Source organism: Nocardia sp. NPDC050712, assembly GCF_040654295.1.
Lineage (GTDB): Bacteria > Actinomycetota > Actinomycetes > Mycobacteriales > Mycobacteriaceae > Nocardia.
On the sequence record NZ_JBFAHT010000003.1, the window covers coordinates 1,634,375 to 1,652,351 of the forward strand.

Consider the following 17,977-nt stretch of genomic DNA (forward strand, 5'->3'; position numbering starts at 1 on the left):
TGGGAGCTATGCGTCTGTTCACGACAATGCGATCCGGCCGGAAATTCGCGGGCCGGCTGCGCACGATCATCACGGTCCTCGCGGCGGCCGGGCTGCTGTCGACCCTCGGTGCGGCGGTCGCCACCGCGGCGCCGGCCGGTGGCCGCGAAGACCTCGTGGTCCCGTCGAGCATGGGGCCGATCAAGGTGCAGGTGCAGTGGGCCGCCCGCGGCGGCAGCTCCGCCCTCTACGTGCTGGACGGCCTGCGCGCGCCCGGCGACCACAACCAGTGGGTCTCCGACACCGACGTGCTGCGCCAATTCGCCGGTGACAACGTCACTTTGGTGTTTCCGGTCGGTGGCCGCTCGAGTTTCTACACCGACTGGTACCGGCCGAGCAGCACCAACGGGCAGAAGTCGACCTACAAGTGGGAGACCTTCCTGACCCGCGAACTGCCCGCCTTCCTGGCCAAGCGTGGCGTCTCGCGGACCAACAACGCGGTGGTCGGCGCCTCCATGGGCGGTAACGCCGCGCTCACGTTGGCCGCGCACCACCGCGACCAGTTCAAGTTCGCCGGTTCCTTCTCCGGCTTCGTGAATCCGACCTTCCCGGCCTGGAACCAGGCGATGCGCGCCGCCATGTGGGACGAGGGCCAGTTCAACGTCGACGACATGTGGGGCCCGGCAAGCGACCCGGCCTGGCAGCGCAACGACGCCACGATGCAGGCCGAAAAGCTGCGTGGCCTACCGATTTACATTTCCACCGGCAACGGCGTGCCCGGTGTCCTGGACCTGACGAGCGGCATCGGGAACACGGTGAATGCCATGAGTCTGGAAGCGATGTCGCTGACGGCCACCCAGATCCTGCGGGACCGTTTGGGAACCTTGGGGATTCGCGCTCGTGTCGACGTCCTGAACGGCACGCACACCTGGCCGTACTGGCAGCAGGCCATCGCCACCGCGCGCCCGATGATCCTGGACGCGCTGAAGGTCAAATAGGCCGCGTGGCCGAAAATGCCGATTTACTGACCGCTGATCTCTTCGCGGCGTGGGCCCGCGCCTCTACGCTCGGAATATGACAACCCCGTCCGTCCTCATCATCGGCGCCGGATTCGCCGGCCTCGGCATGGCGCTGGAATTGCGCCGCGCCGGGCTGGAGAACTTCACCATCCTGGAGAAGGCCGCCGACCTCGGTGGCGTGTGGCGGGAGAACACCTACCCGGGCGCGGCCTGCGACGTGCCTTCGCCGCTGTACTCGTGGTCCTACGAGCCGAAAAACGATTGGCCGCGGCGCTTTTCGGAGCAGGCCGACATCCACGCGTACATGCGCGAGGTGGCCGAGAAGCACGATCTCGGGCGCTTCATCCGCTTCGGCACCGAGGTGGCCGACGCCGAATTCGACGAGCGGTCCGGGCAGTGGACGGTCACCACCGGCGACGGCGCCCGGCTCACCGCCGACGTGCTGGTTCCGGCCGTCGGGCAGCTTTCGCGCCCGGCCCTGCCGAACCTGCCGGGCATCGACACTTTCACCGGCGCGGCGTTCCATTCCGCCGAGTGGGATCACAGTGTCGACCTGACCGGTAAACGGGTGGCCTGCATCGGCACGGGAGCCAGTGCGATCCAATACATTCCGCGCATTCAGCCGAAGGTCGCGCACCTGACGCTGTTCCAGCGGTCCGCCGCCTGGGTGCTGCCGAAGTTCGACACCGAGTACACCGCGCTGCACCACGCGCTGTTCAAGTACCTGCCGCCGACCCGGCTGGCGGAACGCTTCGCCATCTGGTCCTTCTTCGAGGTGCTCGCCCTCGCGCTGACCGACATCCCGGCGATGAAGACCCCGGTCATCGCGCTCGCCGACCGGCACCGCGACAAGCAGGTGCCCGATCCGGAACTGCGGGCCAAGCTCACCCCCGACTACGCGGCAGGCTGCAAGCGCGGACTGTTCTCCAACGAGTACTTCCCGGCGCTCGCCCAGCCCAACGTCGCCGTCGAGACCACCGCGATCGAGGCGGTGACCCCGAACGGCATCCGCACCGCCGACGGCGTCGAGCACCCGGTAGACGTCATCATCTACGGCACCGGATTCAAGGGCACCGAATTCCTCGCCCCGATGAACATCTACGGCGTCGGCGGGCGCAAGCTCACCGACGTCTGGGGTGACCAGGGGGCCCGCGCCTACCTCGGCGTCTCGGTGCCGGACTTCCCGAACCTGTTCATGATGTACGGCCCGAACACCAACGTCGGCTCGGGATCGATCATCTACATGCTCGAATCCCAGGCCCGCTACATCCGTCAGGTCGTGCAGTACCTGGCCGAACGCCCCGGCCGCCAGCTGGCCGCCCGCGTGAACGCCGAACAGGACTGGGACGACTGGTTGCAGCGCCGCCTGAAGGACACCCCCTGGAACTTCTGTTCCAGCTGGTACCGCAACGCCGCCGGTCGCATCACCAACAACTGGCCCGGCGCCACGGTGCTCTACCGCTGGAAGACGAAGACCTTCAAACCGGCCGACTACACCGAGGCCGCGGCCCAGTAATTACACAGCAAACGCTTAACTGCGAGTTAAACCGCCCGTAAGGAATGTCAGCAAATAATCAGTAAACTCGTATCCGTTCGAAATCCGCGAACGGAAGGCGAGCGAACGATGATCTGGCTCCTACTCCTGCTGGTGGTCGTGATCGTCGCCGTGCTGCTCGTGATGAGACCGAAAGGCAGCCCCCGGGGCCTGGCCGAGTACGAGCTCGACGACGCGCTGGCCGAGGCCAGACGCGAGAACGAGCGCCTCGGCGGCCAGGTCTACAACCTTGTGCCCAGCAACGAGGCCGCCGGGCAGGCCCTCGCCGACGCGGCCGAACGCCACAACGCCGCCGGCGCCCAACTCGACCAGGCCAGAACCCCCGTCCAGGCCCGTCTCGCCAAACAAACCGCCTTCGAAGGCCTCTATTACATCCGCGCCGCCCGCACCGCGATGGGCATGGACCCCGGCCCCGCCATCCCACAGCTCGCCTACCAAAACCGCGCCGGCCGCGTCACCGAAGACCGCATCGCCGTCTACGACGACGGCCGCCACATCACCGCCTCCCCAACCCCTTCTTCCGCCACCCCCCACTACTTCCCAGGCGGCTTGGTCGCCGGCCGCCCCGTCCCCGGCGGCTGGTACTCCGAACCCTGGTGGCGCCCCGCCCTACTCACCGGCGCCTGGACCCTCGGCGCCACCGCCCTCTTCACCGCCCTCTTCGCCGACATGCCCGGCATCACCTACGACGCCACCACCTTCGAGCAGGGCTTCGACGAGGGCAACGACCCCGCCCTCGGCGAATACGGCAACCCCCCGTCCGCTACCTACGACGACGCGAGTGGCTACGACTCCGGCGGCTACAACCAGAGTGGCTACGACTCCGGCGGCTACGACCAGGGCAATTTCGGTTCGGGCGGCTACAACCAGGGCAGTTACGATTCGCGCGACTACAACCAAGGCGGCGGCCACAATCAGCGCGGTTACGACTCGAGCGGCTACGGCCAAGGCGACTAAACCAGGGTCGCTACGACTCCGGCGGCTACGACCAGAGCGACTACAACAACGCCGGCCACGACAGCACCGGCCTCGACAGCCACTGACGCTCCCCACGATTCCGCCCCCACCCACCCCACCCGGTAGACTCCGAAACCATCTAGCCCAGCCTTCGTAGCTCAGGGGATAGAGCACCGCTCTCCTAAAGCGGGTGTCGCAGGTTCGAATCCTGCCGAGGGCACTTCAGTGAACGAATTCCCCAGTTCTGCTCTGGGACGGCGCGATACGCGAACGCGGATACCGAAAATGGCCCGGCTGGGGGCCGGGCCGCTTCGGGTTCGATGGCGTTAGACAAGTTGTGGGGTGGGGGTGGCCGGGGTTTTGCGGGTTTCGCGCATTATCAGGAGGCCGTTGATCACCATCAGCGTTGCGGTCAGGCAGTGGACGGCGAGTGCGGTGGATACGGAGCCGTTGTGGGCCAGGACGTTGGTCATGTCGCCGTAGGCGGCGAGGGACTGCACCAGTAGGACCCAGCCGAGTGCGCGGCGGTGGCCGGTGACGAGCAGGATGGCCAGTACCAGGGCCATGACGACGTCGCGGACGCCCTTGACGATGAGGAAGCCGCCGCCGTCGCCGGGCGGCCAGCTCGGTAGGCCGAAGCCGGCCGCTGTTGCCTCCGGGCTCAGGATGTAGCCCGTCCCGAACCAGAGGATGAACAGGATGAAGGTGGCGGCGAGGACGGTGTTGATCGTCTTGAGGGACATTGTTGTTCTCCTTGCGAGTATTCGTGAGCTGGTGGCGGCGGCGGGTCAGGGCTCGAGCACGTAGCGGCCGCGCGTCCCGCCTTCGGCCATAGCCCGGTGCGCGTCGGCGGCCTGGGTCAGCGGCAGGACCGCGTGCACTCGGGTCGGCAACCGGCCGGACGCGGCGCGGGCCAGCAGTTGTGCCAGACGCGGGCCGTCCGACTGCGCCATCAGCACGTTCACTGTGATCCCGCGTTCGGCCGCGGGGACGATGTTGGGCCGGACGCCGACGAAGGAACCACCGTCGCGGACCGGGGTCAGGCCCCACAGCTGCTGCGAGGTGGTGTCGACGACCGCGTCCCAGCCCGGCTCGGCGGCGGTGACGAAATCGGCGCCGAGGCCGCGGACGAATCGCTCGTCCTCGGTGCGGGCCAGACCGGTCACCCGCCAGCCTCGATCCGGCGCGAGGGCGACCACGTTGGCGCCGATCGCGCCGGCCGCGCCGGTCACCAGCAACCGGTTGCCGTCGGCGGTCGCGTCCCCGAGCAGGTCGACGATCTGCGCCGCACCCAAGCCGCTCAGCGGCACCGTCGACGCGGCGGCCAAGTCGAGCCCGTCCGGCACCACGGCGAGTTCGGCGGCGGGCACCACGAGTTGCTCGGCGTAGGTGCCGAAGTCGCGGTCGAAACCCAGGACGACACCGGCGACCCGCGTGCCCACAGCCAGGTCGACGCCCGGCCCGGCGGCATGCACGGTGCCGGCGAAGTCCCAGCCCAGGCCGGTGTGGGCGGGCTGGTCGATCATGCCCATCTGGTGGAAGAAGCCGCCCACGACCCCGAGGTCGGTGGGGTTGACCGGCGCGGCGGCGACCGCGACGCGGACCTCGCCGGGGCCGGGCTCGGCGAGGGGGACATCGATGATCTCGATGGAATCGGGTCCGCTCGGTGTGCGGACGACCGCGGCCCGGAAAGTGGTTGTGCTCATTGTCGCTCCTCGACCAGTTCGTTTCTGTTGAGGTCGAGATTGCGCCCCGGGTTTTGGAACGCACTTGGAGCCGACTTGGAGCGACCGGATTGCCGATCTATCTTTCAGCGTTGCGGCGGCGAAACCTGAAGGCCCAGAACATGATCGGCGCGAGATCGTGCATCGGCCGACCAGTGGGGTGCGCGCCACTGGTCCGCGACGACGGCGGCCGTGGCGAAATGTTCGGCGGCCTCGTCGTACCGGTCGAGCAGGAGAGCGAGCTCGCCGAGCGTGTGGGCGACCGGCCGCAGTGCCAGCGACAGGCTCGCCGCGCCCGCCGGTGGACCGTCGCGGTGCGGGAGCAGGTCGGCGTAGACCTGCTGGGCGGCCTCGCGGTCGTTCAGGGCGACGAGCGCCATCGCGCGCAGGCTCGTCAGGAAGGTGAAGAAGAAGTCGGGCCGGATCAGGGTCGGCGCGGTGCGGGCCCGCTGGGCTTCGTCGTCGTGGCCGGCCGCGTGCAGGGCCAGTGTGAGCAGGTCGGCGACCATCGGGCCGAGAATCTCGTGCAGCGACCGCACGTCGTCCAAGTGGTCGCCGAGGGTGCCGGCGTTGAGCCAGGTCACCGCCAGCGTGAGGCGCAGGAAGCCCGCGGCGTGCACCGACCCGGCGCGTTCGAGTTGTTCGGTGGCCTCCGCGTAGAGCCGCTCGGCCTCGGCGAACCGGCCCTCGATGAGTACCAGCGATGTCAGCGCGATCTCGGCGGCACCGGCCGCCTCCGGCATCCGGTAGGCGCGGGCGAGGTCGAGCACCTGCTCGAGCAGGCGGCGCATGGTCGCCGGGTCGTTGGTCGCGGCGGCGTTCGCGGCCAGGTTGAGCAACCCGGTCATGCGGTAGACCGGTAGGTCGTGCTCGGCGACGATCTCCATCAGCTCATGGGAGTACTCCGCCTGCCCGGACTCGCGCCCGAGAACCAGTAGCGCCGCGGCCCGGAGACAGGGGGCGGTGGCCAGATCGAGCGCTTCCCGGGCGGCCGCGAGCACGGTCGGATCGCCCTCGCCCACCAGTTCGTGGGCATAGGCGATGAGGAGGTGAAACCGCACGTCGGGGGCAAGACCGGTCTGCGCGAGCAAACGGCGGAGGCGGTCGACGATGGGATGGTCGACCGTGCCGTAGGTGCGGGCCTGCCAGGGCGTGGGCTCGGTCCAGGCGCTGAACGCGGCGATCATCAGGTCCGCGCGCCCGAGGGACTCGGCGTACTCCACGGCCTGCTCACGCGTGCGCCGGGCCGCGGTGACGTCCCCGGCTCTGACTTGCGCGCGCAGCAGCCTGCCGAGCAGATCGACCCGCTCGTCCGGGTCGGTGCAGTTGGCGACGGCGTCGGTGAGCAGCGCGGCCGCCAGGTCGTGGGCATAGCGCGCCTCGGCCAATTCGGCGGCCCGCACGCAATAGCCGACCGCCTTCGGTGATCCCGCTCGCGCATAGTGATGGGCGAGGGCCGCGATATCGCCGGAGCCTTCCAGGGCTGTGGCGATCCGGGCGTGCATCCTGGTGATCCGCATTCGGCTGACATCGGTGACCAGCGTGTCCCGCACCAGCGCGTGCACGAATCGGACGAGCCCGGGTCCGGGCTCGTCGAGCAGCCCGGCGATGACGCCCGCGTCCAGTGCGTCCAGGACGCCGTCCTCGTCGGTGTCGGCGGCCCGCACGAGCATCTCCACCGAGCTTTCCCGGCCGGCCACCGCCGCCAGCCGCAGGACGGACACGCCGCTCTCGGGCAACCGTGCGAGCCTGCGCCGCAACACATCCCGTACACCCTCGGGAACTTCGGAGAGCGCGATCAGCGCGCCCTCGCCGTTGAGCAGCCGCGCGCTCTCCCGCACATAGAACGGGTTGCCCGCGGTCCGCTCGGCGATCCCGGCCACGGTCGCGTCGTCGGCGTCGCACTCGGTGCGCACCAGCTCCGCGACGCTGTCGTGGTCGAGTCCGGGCAGGTCCAGCCGGAGCGGCGCGGTGCGGGCGAGGGACGCGAGTGTTGTTGTGAGACGTTCGCTTTCATCCGCGCGGTACGCCGCGACGATCAGGATCGGGCCCCGCGCGTCGACGCCGCCACCGAGCAGTTCCAGTGTGGCGGCGTCCGCCCAGTGCAGGTCGTCCACGACGACGGCGACCGGGCGGTCGACGGCCGCTGTCGAGAGCCGGGCCCACAGGGCCTGTCGTAGCCGGAACCGTCCGGCCGCCGCGTCACCGTTCTCCCGCACCGAGTCCGAGAGCAACGGCGCCAGGTCGGCGGCGAACTCGCCCATCGGAACGCTGCTCGCGACCGCCCGCAGGACCTCGACCCACGCCCACGCGGGTGGGGCGCTGTCCACGTCGGGGCAGCGCCCGGCGGCCACGAGCCACCCGTCCGCTTCGAGTCGCCGCCCGAAATGCTCGAGCAGTGTCGACTTGCCGAGCCCCGCCTCCCCGGTGACGAGCGCGACACGCGCCCCGGAGCCGACGGCCTCACCGGCTGCCGTCAGCAGCGCCGCGAGCTCGGCCTCCCGTCCAACGAACGGTGTCGTGATCGGCCCGTGGGTAAACGCCGACGGCATCCGTTCGGAGTCGAAATCCCTTGTACTGGAGTCGTTATTCGGCGCCATATCGCGCACCGGCACCGTGTCGCGCACCGGCACCGCGTCGTGCGTCGGCACCATGTCGCGCACTGACACCGCGTCGTGCGTCGGCACCGCGTCGCGCACCGGCACCGCGTCGCGCACCGGCACCGCGTCGTGCGTCGGCACCGTGTCGCGCACCGGAACTGCTTCGCGCAGGAAGTCCGTGCGCTGGGCGAGGATCGCCTCTTCCAATTCCACCAGGCCCGGCCCGGGATCCAGACCCAGCTCGTCGGCGAAGGTGGCGCGAGCGCGGCGGAGCGCGGCCAGGGCGTCGGCCTGGCGACCGCTGCTCCACAGCGCGAGGGCGTGTAAGCGCCAGCCTTCCTCGCGCAGCGGATGGTCGCGAGTGAGGCGCTCCGTGTCGGGCACCACCGTCGCCGGGTGACCGAGCCGCAGTCCGGCGGCGATGTGCAGCTCCCGGGCGACCAGGTGCAATTCGTCGAGCCGCGCGGTTTCGGCGGCGACCCACGGCTCGTCGGCGACCTCGGCGAACGCGGGTCCGCCCCACAGCGCCAGCGCTTCGTCCAGCCGGGCGCGCGCGGCCCGGGGATCGGGGAGGGTGCGGGCCGCGTCGAGCAGCTCCTCGAAGCGCCACGCGTCCACCGCTTCTCGCGGCAGCCGCAACGCGTAGCCGGGCGCCGCGCTCACCAGCAAGCGGGCCGGGGCGCGCGGCGGGCGAGCGGGTTCCAGCAGGCGGCGCAGGTTGGACACGTACGCCTGCAGCGACGCCAGCGCTCGCGACGGCGCTTCGCCACGCCACAGGTCCTCGACCAGCCGGTCGACCGGAACAACCTGCCCGCGCGCCGCCACCAGCAGGGCCAGCACCCCGCGCTGCCGCGGCCCGCCGAGGGGAACGGGTTCGGCGCCGACCTCGGCTACGAACGCACCCAACACCCGGATAAAGACCATGACCTGGCAAATCGTACGCGTGGCCGGGCCGGGTTTCGGTGCGGGCGGTGGGTCACCCGGCGGCGGCCGGACTCGCACACCCGATCATGATGTGCGAGAACCGGATTCGGCTAGGCCGAGCCGGTGGTGAGCAGGCACCACACCTTCAGCAGCGGGTGGGAGTCGCAGAGATTCGTCGGCCAGCCCTCGCCGATGGTGGTGGGCTCGGCGGCGGCGACGCCGCCACCGATCACGGTGGTCGCGCCGATTACGGTGGCGATAACAATTCCACGTACTGCGTTCATCATGCGGGAGTCCTTCAGTCAGGGTGCGGGGCCTCAGAACGGCGAGCCTGGCTGAAAGATCGTCCGGGACAATGGATTTGTTAGCAACGCGGGGGGATCGGAATTGAGATACGCGGGGGTGGCGTTTTTCGCAAGCCGGTACAAATAGGGGCACCAGTAGATGCCGGAGAATGGAGCCCGATTGCGCTCATCGCCGATGAATGTGCCCGCCATATCAGGCGTATTCGGGGCTGCAAGTATTTGCAACCGGCGTGCCTGTGACATTGTCATGATTCCCTGTCCCGAGTGCTGGGCGAAACACCGTGCCGACCGCAATGCGCCGCACGGGCGGCGCCCGGTCGGATGATGCCAGGCATGGCCATCAACATGGGACCCCCTGAGAGCCAGACCGACGCGGAGCTGCTGCAGCACCTGGCTTTCTGGCGGCGCAAGGTGCGCGAGTACCTCGAGACCGATGTACCGGAAAGCGTTGCGCGAGGGCGGGATCAGGTGGAGAGGTTCGGCGCGGAGGCGATCCGGCGCGGCCTGATCCCCGCCCCGAACCTCGAATTCTGAACCTGCTCACGAGAGTCGTTGCGCCGGTCGTTTATTCAGATCGATGCTTGCAAATGGAAGCATGCAGTTCGAGCGACCGGGCAATTGTGTCAAGGATCACTTTTACTGTCCGCGCCGGTGAACGGTGGCCGAACTTTCGCCGAAATCGGTAACCGCATTCAGCCACAACGCAATTCGCCACCCAGGTCACGGCGGTCTCGCCGGGCCGTTCCGGGTAATTCACAGCAGGCGGCTATCGCTGTGCCCGGCCATACATTTGCGGACTGTAGTGGTACAAACTAATGTTGCGCAAAACTGCACAATCCGAGCAGGACCACCGAGCGCTCGCGCTCACCAAGTTCGCTGCCGGGGAGGAATCGGTTCACCAGCGAACAGGGTGGCGCCACCAGTACTGGGTGGCGTCGTAGGCACCTGTCGGAAAGTTATAGGGGCAGTTCATGACAGCGGTCCTCGAGGCGCGCATCGATCCGGACGATATTCCGGATATCCGGCCGACGTTCGCCTGGCGCGGCGTCGCGCTGATGGCTTCGATCGCCACGATAGTGCTGACGGTTACCGCCGCCCGCTACGACTATTTCGGCGACGAACTCTATTTCCTTTCCGCCGGACGGCGCCTGGACTACACCTACGCCGATCAAGGCGTGATCGTGCCGCTGTTCGCCCGGATCGCGGACCTGCTCGCGCCGGGATCGCTGACGGCCCTGCGGTTCCCGGCCGTGGTGATGGGTGTGGGCGCGATCGTGGTGGCGGCGCTGATCGCCTACGAACTCCGGGGCAGCCACCGCGTGCAGTTGCTCGCCGCCGGCACCTACGCCACCTCCTACCTGCTGGCCACCCAGGTCATCCTGAGCACGTTCTCCTTCGACGCGACGCTCACGGCCGTGATCACCTGGCTGTTCGTCCGCTGGGTCCGGACCCGGCAGGACCGGCTGCTCGTCATCGCGGGACTCGTTGCCGCGCTGGACATGCAGGTGAAGTGGATGATTCCGCTGGTCTGGGCGTGCCTGGGCCTGGCGGTCATCCTGTGCGGGCCGCGCGAGATCCTGCGCCGCCCGGCGCTGTGGGTCGCCACCGGCATTCTCGCCTCGTCGCTGATCCCGATCCTCTACTGGCAGTCCCAGCACAACTGGCCGCAGCTGGCGATGGGCACGATCATCGGCGCCGAGCAGGACGCCACGGGTTACGGCCCGCCGGGGTTCCTGCCGCAGTGGCTCGGCCTGGCGGGTCTGCTCGGCAGCTTGCTGATCGCCATCGCGTTCTGGGGTGTGTTCAAGCAGGAGTCGCTGCGGCCGTATCGCTTCATCGCGATCGCGCTGGTGATCATGACCGCGTTCGTCATCGTCACGCACGGCCGGCCGTACTACCCGACCGGCTTCTTTCCGGCGATGTTCGCGCTCGGCGCGGTCGCGCTGTGGCAGTACGACCGGAAGCGCTGGATGAATCTCGCGCTGATTCCGACCGTCGTGGCGACGGTGCTGATGTTCGTCGCCTCGCTCACCGTGCTGCCGCTGCCGCCCAGCTGGCGCGCCCAGGCCTACGACGCCATCGACCTCGGCCTGCGGTCGGGGCTGTGGGGGACGACCAACTGGAACGATATGGTCGCCGCTGTCGACATCGGCTACGGCACGCTGACGCCCGAGGAGCAGGCGAACGCGGTCGTCATCGCCCAGGGCTACTGGCAGGCCGGCGCGGTCGAACAGTTCGGTCAGCAGTACGACCTGCCCGCCACGTACAGCCCGAGCCGGGGCTTCGGATTCTTCGGGCCGCCGCCGGATGCGACGAACACGGTGATCTACGTCGGGCTCGATACCGCCGAGCCGGAGCTGCGCGCGCGCTTCGCCGAGGTCGAGCGCATCGTGCGGGTCAACGACACGATGGGCATCCCCGGCATCGACCGGATGGTCGCCGTCTGGAAATGCCAGGGGCCGAAGCAGTCGTGGCCGGCGCTGTGGGACGCCATGACCACGCTGTACTTCGACCTGGGCCTGTGGCAGGACCACCGGGCCACCTCCCGGCCTACCCGCTGAGCCATTGTCCTCGTCTCGAGTTGTCGCCGAATCGCAATTCAGCAACTATTCAGCTATCGCTCGGTGACGCTTAGGCTGCTGGCATGGCAACCACCGAAGCGGGAGTCCACGAAGGTCCGTTGCAGCAGCTGGCGCGCGGCGCCTGGTCGTCATTGCTGCTGGTCGGCGTCCTGTCCGTGGTACTGGGAATTCTCATGCTGGTCTGGCCGGGCGCGACCCTGGTCGTCGCGGGCGCGCTGTTCGGCGCCTACCTGCTGGTCTCGGGCATCTTGCAGTTGATCGCGGCGTTCGGCGCGCACGTCGGCGTGGGCTGGCGACTGCTGTCGGTGCTCAGCGGCATCATCGCGATCATCCTGGCGGTGCTGTGCTTCCGGAACGTCGGCGACTCCATTGTCCTGCTGGCGATCTGGATCGGCATCAGCTGGCTGTTCCGCGGTGTCGCGACGCTGATGAGCGCCGGCGCCGAGCCGGGCCTGCCCGGGCGCGGCTGGCAGATCTTCTTCGGCCTGATGTTGCTGATCGGCGGCTTCGCGCTGATGATCTGGCCGATCAGCTCCATCGCCACCCTCACCCTGGTGGTCGGCTGGTGGCTGATCTTCATGGGCATCATGGAGATCATCGGCGCCTTCCAGGTGCGCGGTCGGGCCAAGGAAGTCGCCGCCTCCACCGTCCTCTAGCTAACTTCCGGCAAGGCCGCGGGCGATGACCAGGCGCTGGATCTGGTTGGTGCCCTCGAAGATCTGCATCACCTTGGCTTCGCGCATGTAGCGCTCGACCGGGAAGTCCTGGGTGTAGCCGTAGCCGCCGAGCACCTGGACGGCGTCGGTGGTGACCTTCATGGCGGCGTCGGTGGCGATGAGCTTCGCGACGCTGGCCTGCCGGGAGTAGGGCAGGCCGGCGTCGCGGCGGCGCGCGGCGTCGAGGTAGGTGGCGCGGGCGGAGTCGACGGCGGCGGCCATGTCGGCGAGCACGAAGCCCAGGCCCTGATGATCGATGATGTGGCGGCCGAAGGTCTCCCGCTCCTTGGCGTAGGCGACGGCGTCGTCCAGGGCGCGCTGGGCGAGACCGGTGGCGACGGCCGCGATGCCGAGCCGCCCGGAGTCCAGGGCGCTGAAGGCGATGGACAGGCCCTGCCCCTCCGCGCCGACCAGGCGTTCGGCCGGGAGCAGGGCGTCGTCGTAGGCGGCGGTGGTGGTGGGGATGCCGCGCAGGCCCATCTTCTCCTCGGGTTTACCGAAGCTCAGGCCCGGCAGGTCCTTGGGGACGAGGAAGCAGGAGATGCCGCGCGAGCCCTCGCCGGTGCGGGCGAACAGCGTGTAGAAGTCGGCGCGGCCGCCGTTGGTGATCCAGGCCTTCGCGCCGCTGAGGCGGTAGCCGTCCGCGGTTTTGGTGGCCCGGCAGCGCAGTGCGGCGGCATCGGAACCGGCGTGCGGCTCGGAAAGGCTGTAGGCGCCGATGGTTTCGCCGGACAGCATGTCGTGCAGCCAGCGCTGCTGCTGCTCATCGGTGCCGAAGCTGAACAGCGGATGGCAGGACAGGCTGTGCACGCTGACCGCCACCGCGACCGCGGCCCACCGGCTCGCCAGCTCCTCGAGGACCTGCAGATACACCTCGTAGGGCTGACCGCCGCCGCCGAATTCCTCCGGGTACGGCAGGCTCAGCAGCCCCGCGGCGCCCAGCGCCGGGAAGACCCCGTCGGGAAACGTCCCGGTCTTCTCGGATTCCACGACCCGCGGCTCGAGCACCTTGTCGGCGATATCGCGGGTGAGGTCGATGAGGTCGCGCGCCTCGGGGGTGGGCAGCATCCGATCAACTGGCATGCCCCTGTTTCTACCCGCCGCGGCCGCCGGTGCGGGCAGGCAGCTCCGGCTTCGCCGCTCGCGGCGGCCCATGTGCAATCGCTATGACCAGCGATTTCGAATTTGATGCTCCCCAGTTTCAGATTTCGGGCGGCGCGATTCCGGCTCGACTACCTTTGGGTAGCATCCCGGATGTGACGTGGCTCTCTTCGGCCACAGGCAGGAAAAGAGGAGTACCCGATGTTCAGCACCATGCAGGACGAACAGCTGTCGCTGGCGACGCTGCTGAAGTACGCGTCCACCTTCCAAGGCGACAGCACGGTGTCGACCTGGACCGGCACCGGCGTGCGCACCATGACCTACCGCGAGCTGGGCGCCGACGCCGCGCGCCTGGCCAACGCCCTGCGCGACATGGGGATCGGCGAGGGCGACCGGGTCGGCACCTTCATGTGGAACAACAACGAGCACCTGGTGGCCTACATCGGCGTGCCGGCGATGGGCGCGGTCCTGCACGCGCTCAACATCCGGCTCTTCCCGGAGCAGCTGGTCTACGTCGCCAATCACGCCGAGGACCAGGTCGTCATCGTGGACGGCACGCTGCTGCCGCTGTTCGGCCAGTACCTGCCGAACCTGAAGACCGTCCGCCACGTCATCGTCGCCAACGGTGACGCCGCCGCGCTGCAGGCGCCCGAGGGCGTGCAGGTGCACTCCTACACCGAACTGCTCGCCGCGCAGCCGGACACCTTCGACTTCCCGGTCATCGACGAACGTTCCGCTGCCGCAATGTGTTACACCTCGGGCACCACCGGCGACCCGAAGGGCGTGGTGTATTCGCACCGCTCCAACTGGCTGCACGCCATGCAGGTCTGCCAGCCCAACAGCATGGGCTTCAGCGGCGCCGACAATGTGCTGGCGATCGTGCCGATGTTCCACGCCAACGCCTGGGGCCTGCCCTACGCGGCGCTGATGTCGGGCGCGAATGTTCTGATGCCCGACCGCTTCCTGCAGCCCGGCCCGCTGCTGGAGATGATGGCCGCCGAGCAGCCGACCTTCGCGGCCGCCGTGCCCACCATCTGGGGTGGCGTGCTGGCCCAGCTCGCCGCCGCGCCGCAGGACATCTCGCACATGCGCACCGTGGTGGTCGGCGGGTCGGCCGTGCCGCCGGCGATGATGCATACCTTCGAGGAGAAGTACTCCGTCAAGGTGCTGCACGCCTGGGGCATGACCGAGACCTCCCCGCTCGGCTCGGTCGCGCACCCGCCCGTCGGCGTCAGCGGTGACGAGGAATGGTCCTACCGCTACACCCAGGGCCGCTTCCCGGCCAACGTCCAGGCGCGACTGGTCGCCGACGACGGCTCCGTGGTGCCCAACGACGGCGAAGCGCTGGGCGAGGTGGAAGTTCGCGGCCAGTGGATCACCGGCTCCTACTACTCGCCCGACGGCGCCCAGGTCGACCCGGACAAGTTCGACGACGGCTGGCTGCGCACCGGCGACGTCGGCAAGATCACCCCGAACGGCTACCTCACCCTGGTGGACCGCTCCAAGGACGTGATCAAGTCCGGCGGCGAATGGATTTCGTCGGTGGACCTGGAGAACGCGGTGATGGGGCACGCCTCGGTCGCCGAGGCGGCTGTCATCGGCGTCCCGGACGACAAGTGGGACGAGCGCCCGCTGGTCGCCATCGTGCTCAAGGAAGGCACCGAGGCCGAGCCGGAGGAACTGCGCGAGTTCCTGGCCGACAAGTTCGCGAAATGGCAACTGCCGGAACGCTGGACCTTCATCCCCGAGGTGCCCAAGACCAGCGTCGGCAAGTTCGACAAGAAGCGCCTGCGCGCCCAGTACGCCGAGGGCGAGCTGCAGGTCACCAAGCTGTCCTGAGCCGAACACACAGCGGCCCGCCCCGGCAGAGGATGCCGGGGCGGGCCGTGTTCGGTTGTGCCGTCAGCAGTTACGGAGCTCCGGGTTCTGGTTGAGCAGCTGGGCCCGGGTGCCGATGAAGGTGCTGTAGGTATCGCCGCCGACCGCCGAGAGCGGGAAAGCCGCGACCCGGTGGCAGTTCTGGAAGGCCAGCTTGATGTTGAAGTGGCGTTCCAGGCCGCCGCGGATGGCATCCGAGGCCATGGCGCGCAACAGCTGGCCGCGGGCGACCTCGTCCGGCGGCGGGATGAGGTTGTCGGCGTATTCCTCTGTGCCGGAATGGAGATCGGCGGCCACCCGGCTGACTACTTCGTAGGCGTAGGGCAGTGAGGTCCGTACGCATTCGACGAAGTCGGCGTCGTCGACCTCGCCGCGTTCGGCGCGTTCGAGCAGGGCGGTGGGGACATCGAGGGACATGTGCGCTCTCCTCCAGGGGTGGGGTGGATGGCGGTTGCGATGCCCCTGAAGTCTATTCGAAAGCGGTTGTCAACAACCCTGGAATCAGCGCGAAAGTGCCTTGGTCAGAGCGATTTTCGCTTCCGATGACAGTTGTGCAACTAGTTCGCCTGCCGGTAACTCGGGCGTCAGCGCGTGAGTCTGCCCGGCCCACAGATTCACCTCGTCGGCGTTACCGGCGGCCCGTGCGGCGGCCCGCAATGGTGCGGTCGCGTAATGGATCTCAGGGTACGCGGCGGGAGCGTCGGTGTGCTCCAGCAGGAATCGGTTGCGCAGGCCGCGGGCTCGACGCCCGGTGAATGCTCGGGTGAGCATCGTGGGGGTCTCCGAACCCAGTGCGCCCCTATGTATCGAATTGGTACCGGCTTCCGGGCAGCGCAGGAACACGGTGCCCAGTTGCGCGGCCCGGGCGCCCGCGGCCAGTGCGGCGGCCAGCCCGGCGCCGGTGGTGATACCGCCGGTGGCGACCACCGGCAGATCGACGGCGGCGGTGAGCAACTGGAGCAGCGCCAGCAGCCCGAGCGGATCGGTGGCATCGTCGGCGACCCGGTCGGCGAAGGTGGCGCGGTGCCCGCCGGCCTCCGCGCCCTGCGCGACGAGCGCGTCGGCGCCGGCCGCGGCGGCGATCCGGGCTTCGGCCACCGAGGTGACCGTCACCCATACCTCCGAGCCCGCGGCGTGCAGCCGGTCGACCTGCTCCGCGTCGAAGCAGCCGAAGGTGCACGAGACCACCGGCACCGGGGCGACGACCAGCAGATCGATCTTTTCGTCCCAGGCGTCGCCGTCGTACTTCGGCGTGCCGACCTCGTGGTCCGCGGCCAGCGTGGCCAGGTATTCGGCGAATTCGGCCGGGGGAGTGGGCGCGCCCGCCGCGAACAGGTTGACGCCGAACGGCCTGCCGGTGAGCGCCCGCGTCTTCTCGATCCGCGCGGCGGTCTCCTCGACGCTCAGGTAGCCGGCGGCCAGCAGGCCGAGCCCGCCGGCCTCGGACACGGCCGCGGTCAGCTCCGGCGTAGAAGGGCCACCCGCCATGGGCGCGAGCACGATCGGTGTCTGTAACTCGTCGAGGATCACGAGATCCAGTCTCGCACCACGAAGGTCACGGATAACGGCAGGCCGTTACCGGAATCCAGCCGCTACTACTGCTCGTCACCTGCGTAAACATAAGAGAAGGTTGCGAAATGGTCACGACGGGGTAGAGTTCCCGTCACAACGGAAGCCGAAACGTTACAAACTTCGGAACCAGGCCGATTGGTACGAACCGATCGAAACGGTACTCCGTTCCCCCTGTAGGTCGGACGCTAGGACGAAGCTTTGTCGCAGCACCGGGTTGGCCCCAGTTCCATCACCGTTATGAGCCTTCTGGGCGATCAGGTTTCGGTATCGGAGCGCCGGTCGCGGCATCGCGCCGAGTCGCCGTCGAGCGATCGCGTCAAGCGCGTCGCCACCTTCGCGGTCGCCGCCGGTGCCCTGGTGGGCACCGCGACGCAGGTCGCCCCCGCGCTGGCCGCGCCGCTGTCGCCGCATCACGACACCGACGACAAGGCCGCCGAGCCCATTACTTTCAAGGGCGCCGGCGAGATCGCCGCCACCCAGGCCAAGTTCGCCAGCCCGGTCGCCGAGGTGGCGCCCGAGCCGACGCCGGTCGCGGCCCAGGTCGCCGCCCCCGTCGCGCAGCCGTTCGGCATCCAGAACCTGCCGCCCGAGCTCGCGGGCCCGCTGGCCCAGGTCGAGGACATCCTCAAGGGTGTGCAGCAGCAGGTGGCTCCGGCCGTCGCGGTGCGCCCGGTGGCCGGCCAGATCAGCTCCACCTACGGCTCCCGCTGGGGCGAGATGCACTACGGCATCGACTTCGCCGATCAGATCGGCGCCCCGATCCACTCCGTCAGCAACGGCACCGTCATCGAGGCGGGCCCGGCCTCGGGCTTCGGCCTGTGGGTGCGGGTGCTGCAGGAAGACGGCACCACCGCGGTCTACGGACACGTCAACGACATGTTCGTGCAGCAGGGCCAGCGCGTGAAGGCCGGCGACGTGATCGCCTCGGTCGGTAACCGCGGCAACTCCACCGGCCCGCACCTGCACCTGGAGATCTGGGATCAGGGCGGCGCGAAAATCGACCCCATGCAGTATCTGGCCGCCAAGGGTGTGCCGATGCAGTGGGGCCCTTCGAAGCACTGATAT

Annotated in this window: 15 protein-coding genes and 1 tRNA gene; 9 read left to right on the top strand and 7 right to left on the bottom strand. The window is 68.8% G+C overall.

The window, feature by feature from the left end:
- Positions 1 to 26 precede the first annotated feature (26 nt).
- From AB0H76_RS28070 to AB0H76_RS28085, 4 genes are all read left to right on the top strand, one after another.
- Positions 27 to 977, top strand: a complete 951-nt coding sequence (locus AB0H76_RS28070) for an alpha/beta hydrolase family protein (RefSeq protein WP_357329747.1) — start codon at positions 27 to 29, stop codon at positions 975 to 977.
- A gap of 76 nt (positions 978 to 1,053) precedes the next feature.
- The gene (locus tag AB0H76_RS28075; RefSeq protein ID WP_357329749.1) at positions 1,054 to 2,514 is read left to right on the top strand and encodes an NAD(P)/FAD-dependent oxidoreductase; all 1,461 of its coding nucleotides are present in this window, start codon (positions 1,054 to 1,056) and stop codon (positions 2,512 to 2,514) included.
- A 108-nt stretch (positions 2,515 to 2,622) separates the two neighbouring features.
- Complete coding sequence (locus AB0H76_RS28080) at positions 2,623 to 3,510, top strand: DUF1542 domain-containing protein (protein WP_357329750.1); 888 nt, start codon at positions 2,623 to 2,625, stop codon at positions 3,508 to 3,510.
- A gap of 147 nt (positions 3,511 to 3,657) precedes the next feature.
- Positions 3,658 to 3,730, top strand: a tRNA-Arg gene (locus AB0H76_RS28085).
- 106 nt (positions 3,731 to 3,836) lie between these two features.
- Here AB0H76_RS28085 and AB0H76_RS28090 read toward each other — a convergent pair.
- From AB0H76_RS28090 to AB0H76_RS28105, 4 genes are all read right to left on the bottom strand, one after another.
- The gene (locus tag AB0H76_RS28090) at positions 3,837 to 4,253 is read right to left on the bottom strand and encodes a DUF4267 domain-containing protein (RefSeq protein WP_357329752.1); all 417 of its coding nucleotides are present in this window, start codon (positions 4,251 to 4,253) and stop codon (positions 3,837 to 3,839) included.
- Positions 4,254 to 4,298: 45 nt separating this feature from the next.
- Positions 4,299 to 5,216 (bottom strand): NADP-dependent oxidoreductase, encoded by a 918-nt coding sequence (locus AB0H76_RS28095; RefSeq protein WP_357329754.1) that lies wholly within the window; start codon positions 5,214 to 5,216, stop codon positions 4,299 to 4,301.
- Between the two features lie 104 nt (positions 5,217 to 5,320).
- Positions 5,321 to 8,758, bottom strand: coding sequence for a BTAD domain-containing putative transcriptional regulator (locus AB0H76_RS28100; RefSeq protein ID WP_357329756.1), 3,438 nt, complete (start codon positions 8,756 to 8,758; stop codon positions 5,321 to 5,323).
- Positions 8,759 to 8,868: 110 nt separating this feature from the next.
- Positions 8,869 to 9,045, bottom strand: a complete 177-nt coding sequence (locus tag AB0H76_RS28105) for a hypothetical protein (protein WP_357329758.1) — start codon at positions 9,043 to 9,045, stop codon at positions 8,869 to 8,871.
- Positions 9,046 to 9,396: 351 nt separating this feature from the next.
- On the opposite strand from AB0H76_RS28105, the gene AB0H76_RS28110 reads away from it, so the two are divergent.
- From AB0H76_RS28110 to AB0H76_RS28120, 3 genes are all read left to right on the top strand, one after another.
- Positions 9,397 to 9,597 (top strand): hypothetical protein, encoded by a 201-nt coding sequence (locus tag AB0H76_RS28110; protein WP_357329760.1) that lies wholly within the window; start codon positions 9,397 to 9,399, stop codon positions 9,595 to 9,597.
- A 437-nt stretch (positions 9,598 to 10,034) separates the two neighbouring features.
- Positions 10,035 to 11,624, top strand: coding sequence for a glycosyltransferase family 39 protein (locus AB0H76_RS28115; protein WP_357329761.1), 1,590 nt, complete (start codon positions 10,035 to 10,037; stop codon positions 11,622 to 11,624).
- 83 nt (positions 11,625 to 11,707) lie between these two features.
- Positions 11,708 to 12,301: a DUF308 domain-containing protein gene (locus AB0H76_RS28120; RefSeq protein WP_357329763.1), complete on the top strand. Its 594-nt coding sequence runs from the start codon at positions 11,708 to 11,710 to the stop codon at positions 12,299 to 12,301.
- Here AB0H76_RS28120 and AB0H76_RS28125 read toward each other — a convergent pair whose 3' ends face one another.
- A complete protein-coding gene (locus AB0H76_RS28125; protein WP_357329764.1) occupies positions 12,302 to 13,444 on the bottom strand; it encodes an acyl-CoA dehydrogenase family protein in 1,143 nt (380 codons plus the stop codon).
- Positions 13,445 to 13,663: 219 nt separating this feature from the next.
- Here AB0H76_RS28125 and AB0H76_RS28130 point away from each other — a divergent pair, with 219 nt between their 5' ends.
- Positions 13,664 to 15,301: a long-chain fatty acid--CoA ligase gene (locus AB0H76_RS28130; protein WP_357329766.1), complete on the top strand. Its 1,638-nt coding sequence runs from the start codon at positions 13,664 to 13,666 to the stop codon at positions 15,299 to 15,301.
- A 63-nt stretch (positions 15,302 to 15,364) separates the two neighbouring features.
- On the opposite strand, the gene AB0H76_RS28135 is transcribed toward AB0H76_RS28130, so the two are convergent.
- Positions 15,365 to 15,757: an SCO5389 family protein gene (locus AB0H76_RS28135; RefSeq protein WP_357329768.1), complete on the bottom strand. Its 393-nt coding sequence runs from the start codon at positions 15,755 to 15,757 to the stop codon at positions 15,365 to 15,367.
- Between the two features lie 84 nt (positions 15,758 to 15,841).
- Positions 15,842 to 16,870: a nitronate monooxygenase gene (locus AB0H76_RS28140; protein WP_357329770.1), complete on the bottom strand. Its 1,029-nt coding sequence runs from the start codon at positions 16,868 to 16,870 to the stop codon at positions 15,842 to 15,844.
- Between the two features lie 279 nt (positions 16,871 to 17,149).
- On the opposite strand from AB0H76_RS28140, the gene AB0H76_RS28145 reads away from it, so the two are divergent.
- Positions 17,150 to 17,974: a M23 family metallopeptidase gene (locus tag AB0H76_RS28145; protein WP_357329772.1), complete on the top strand. Its 825-nt coding sequence runs from the start codon at positions 17,150 to 17,152 to the stop codon at positions 17,972 to 17,974.
- Positions 17,975 to 17,977: the final 3 nt, after the last annotated feature.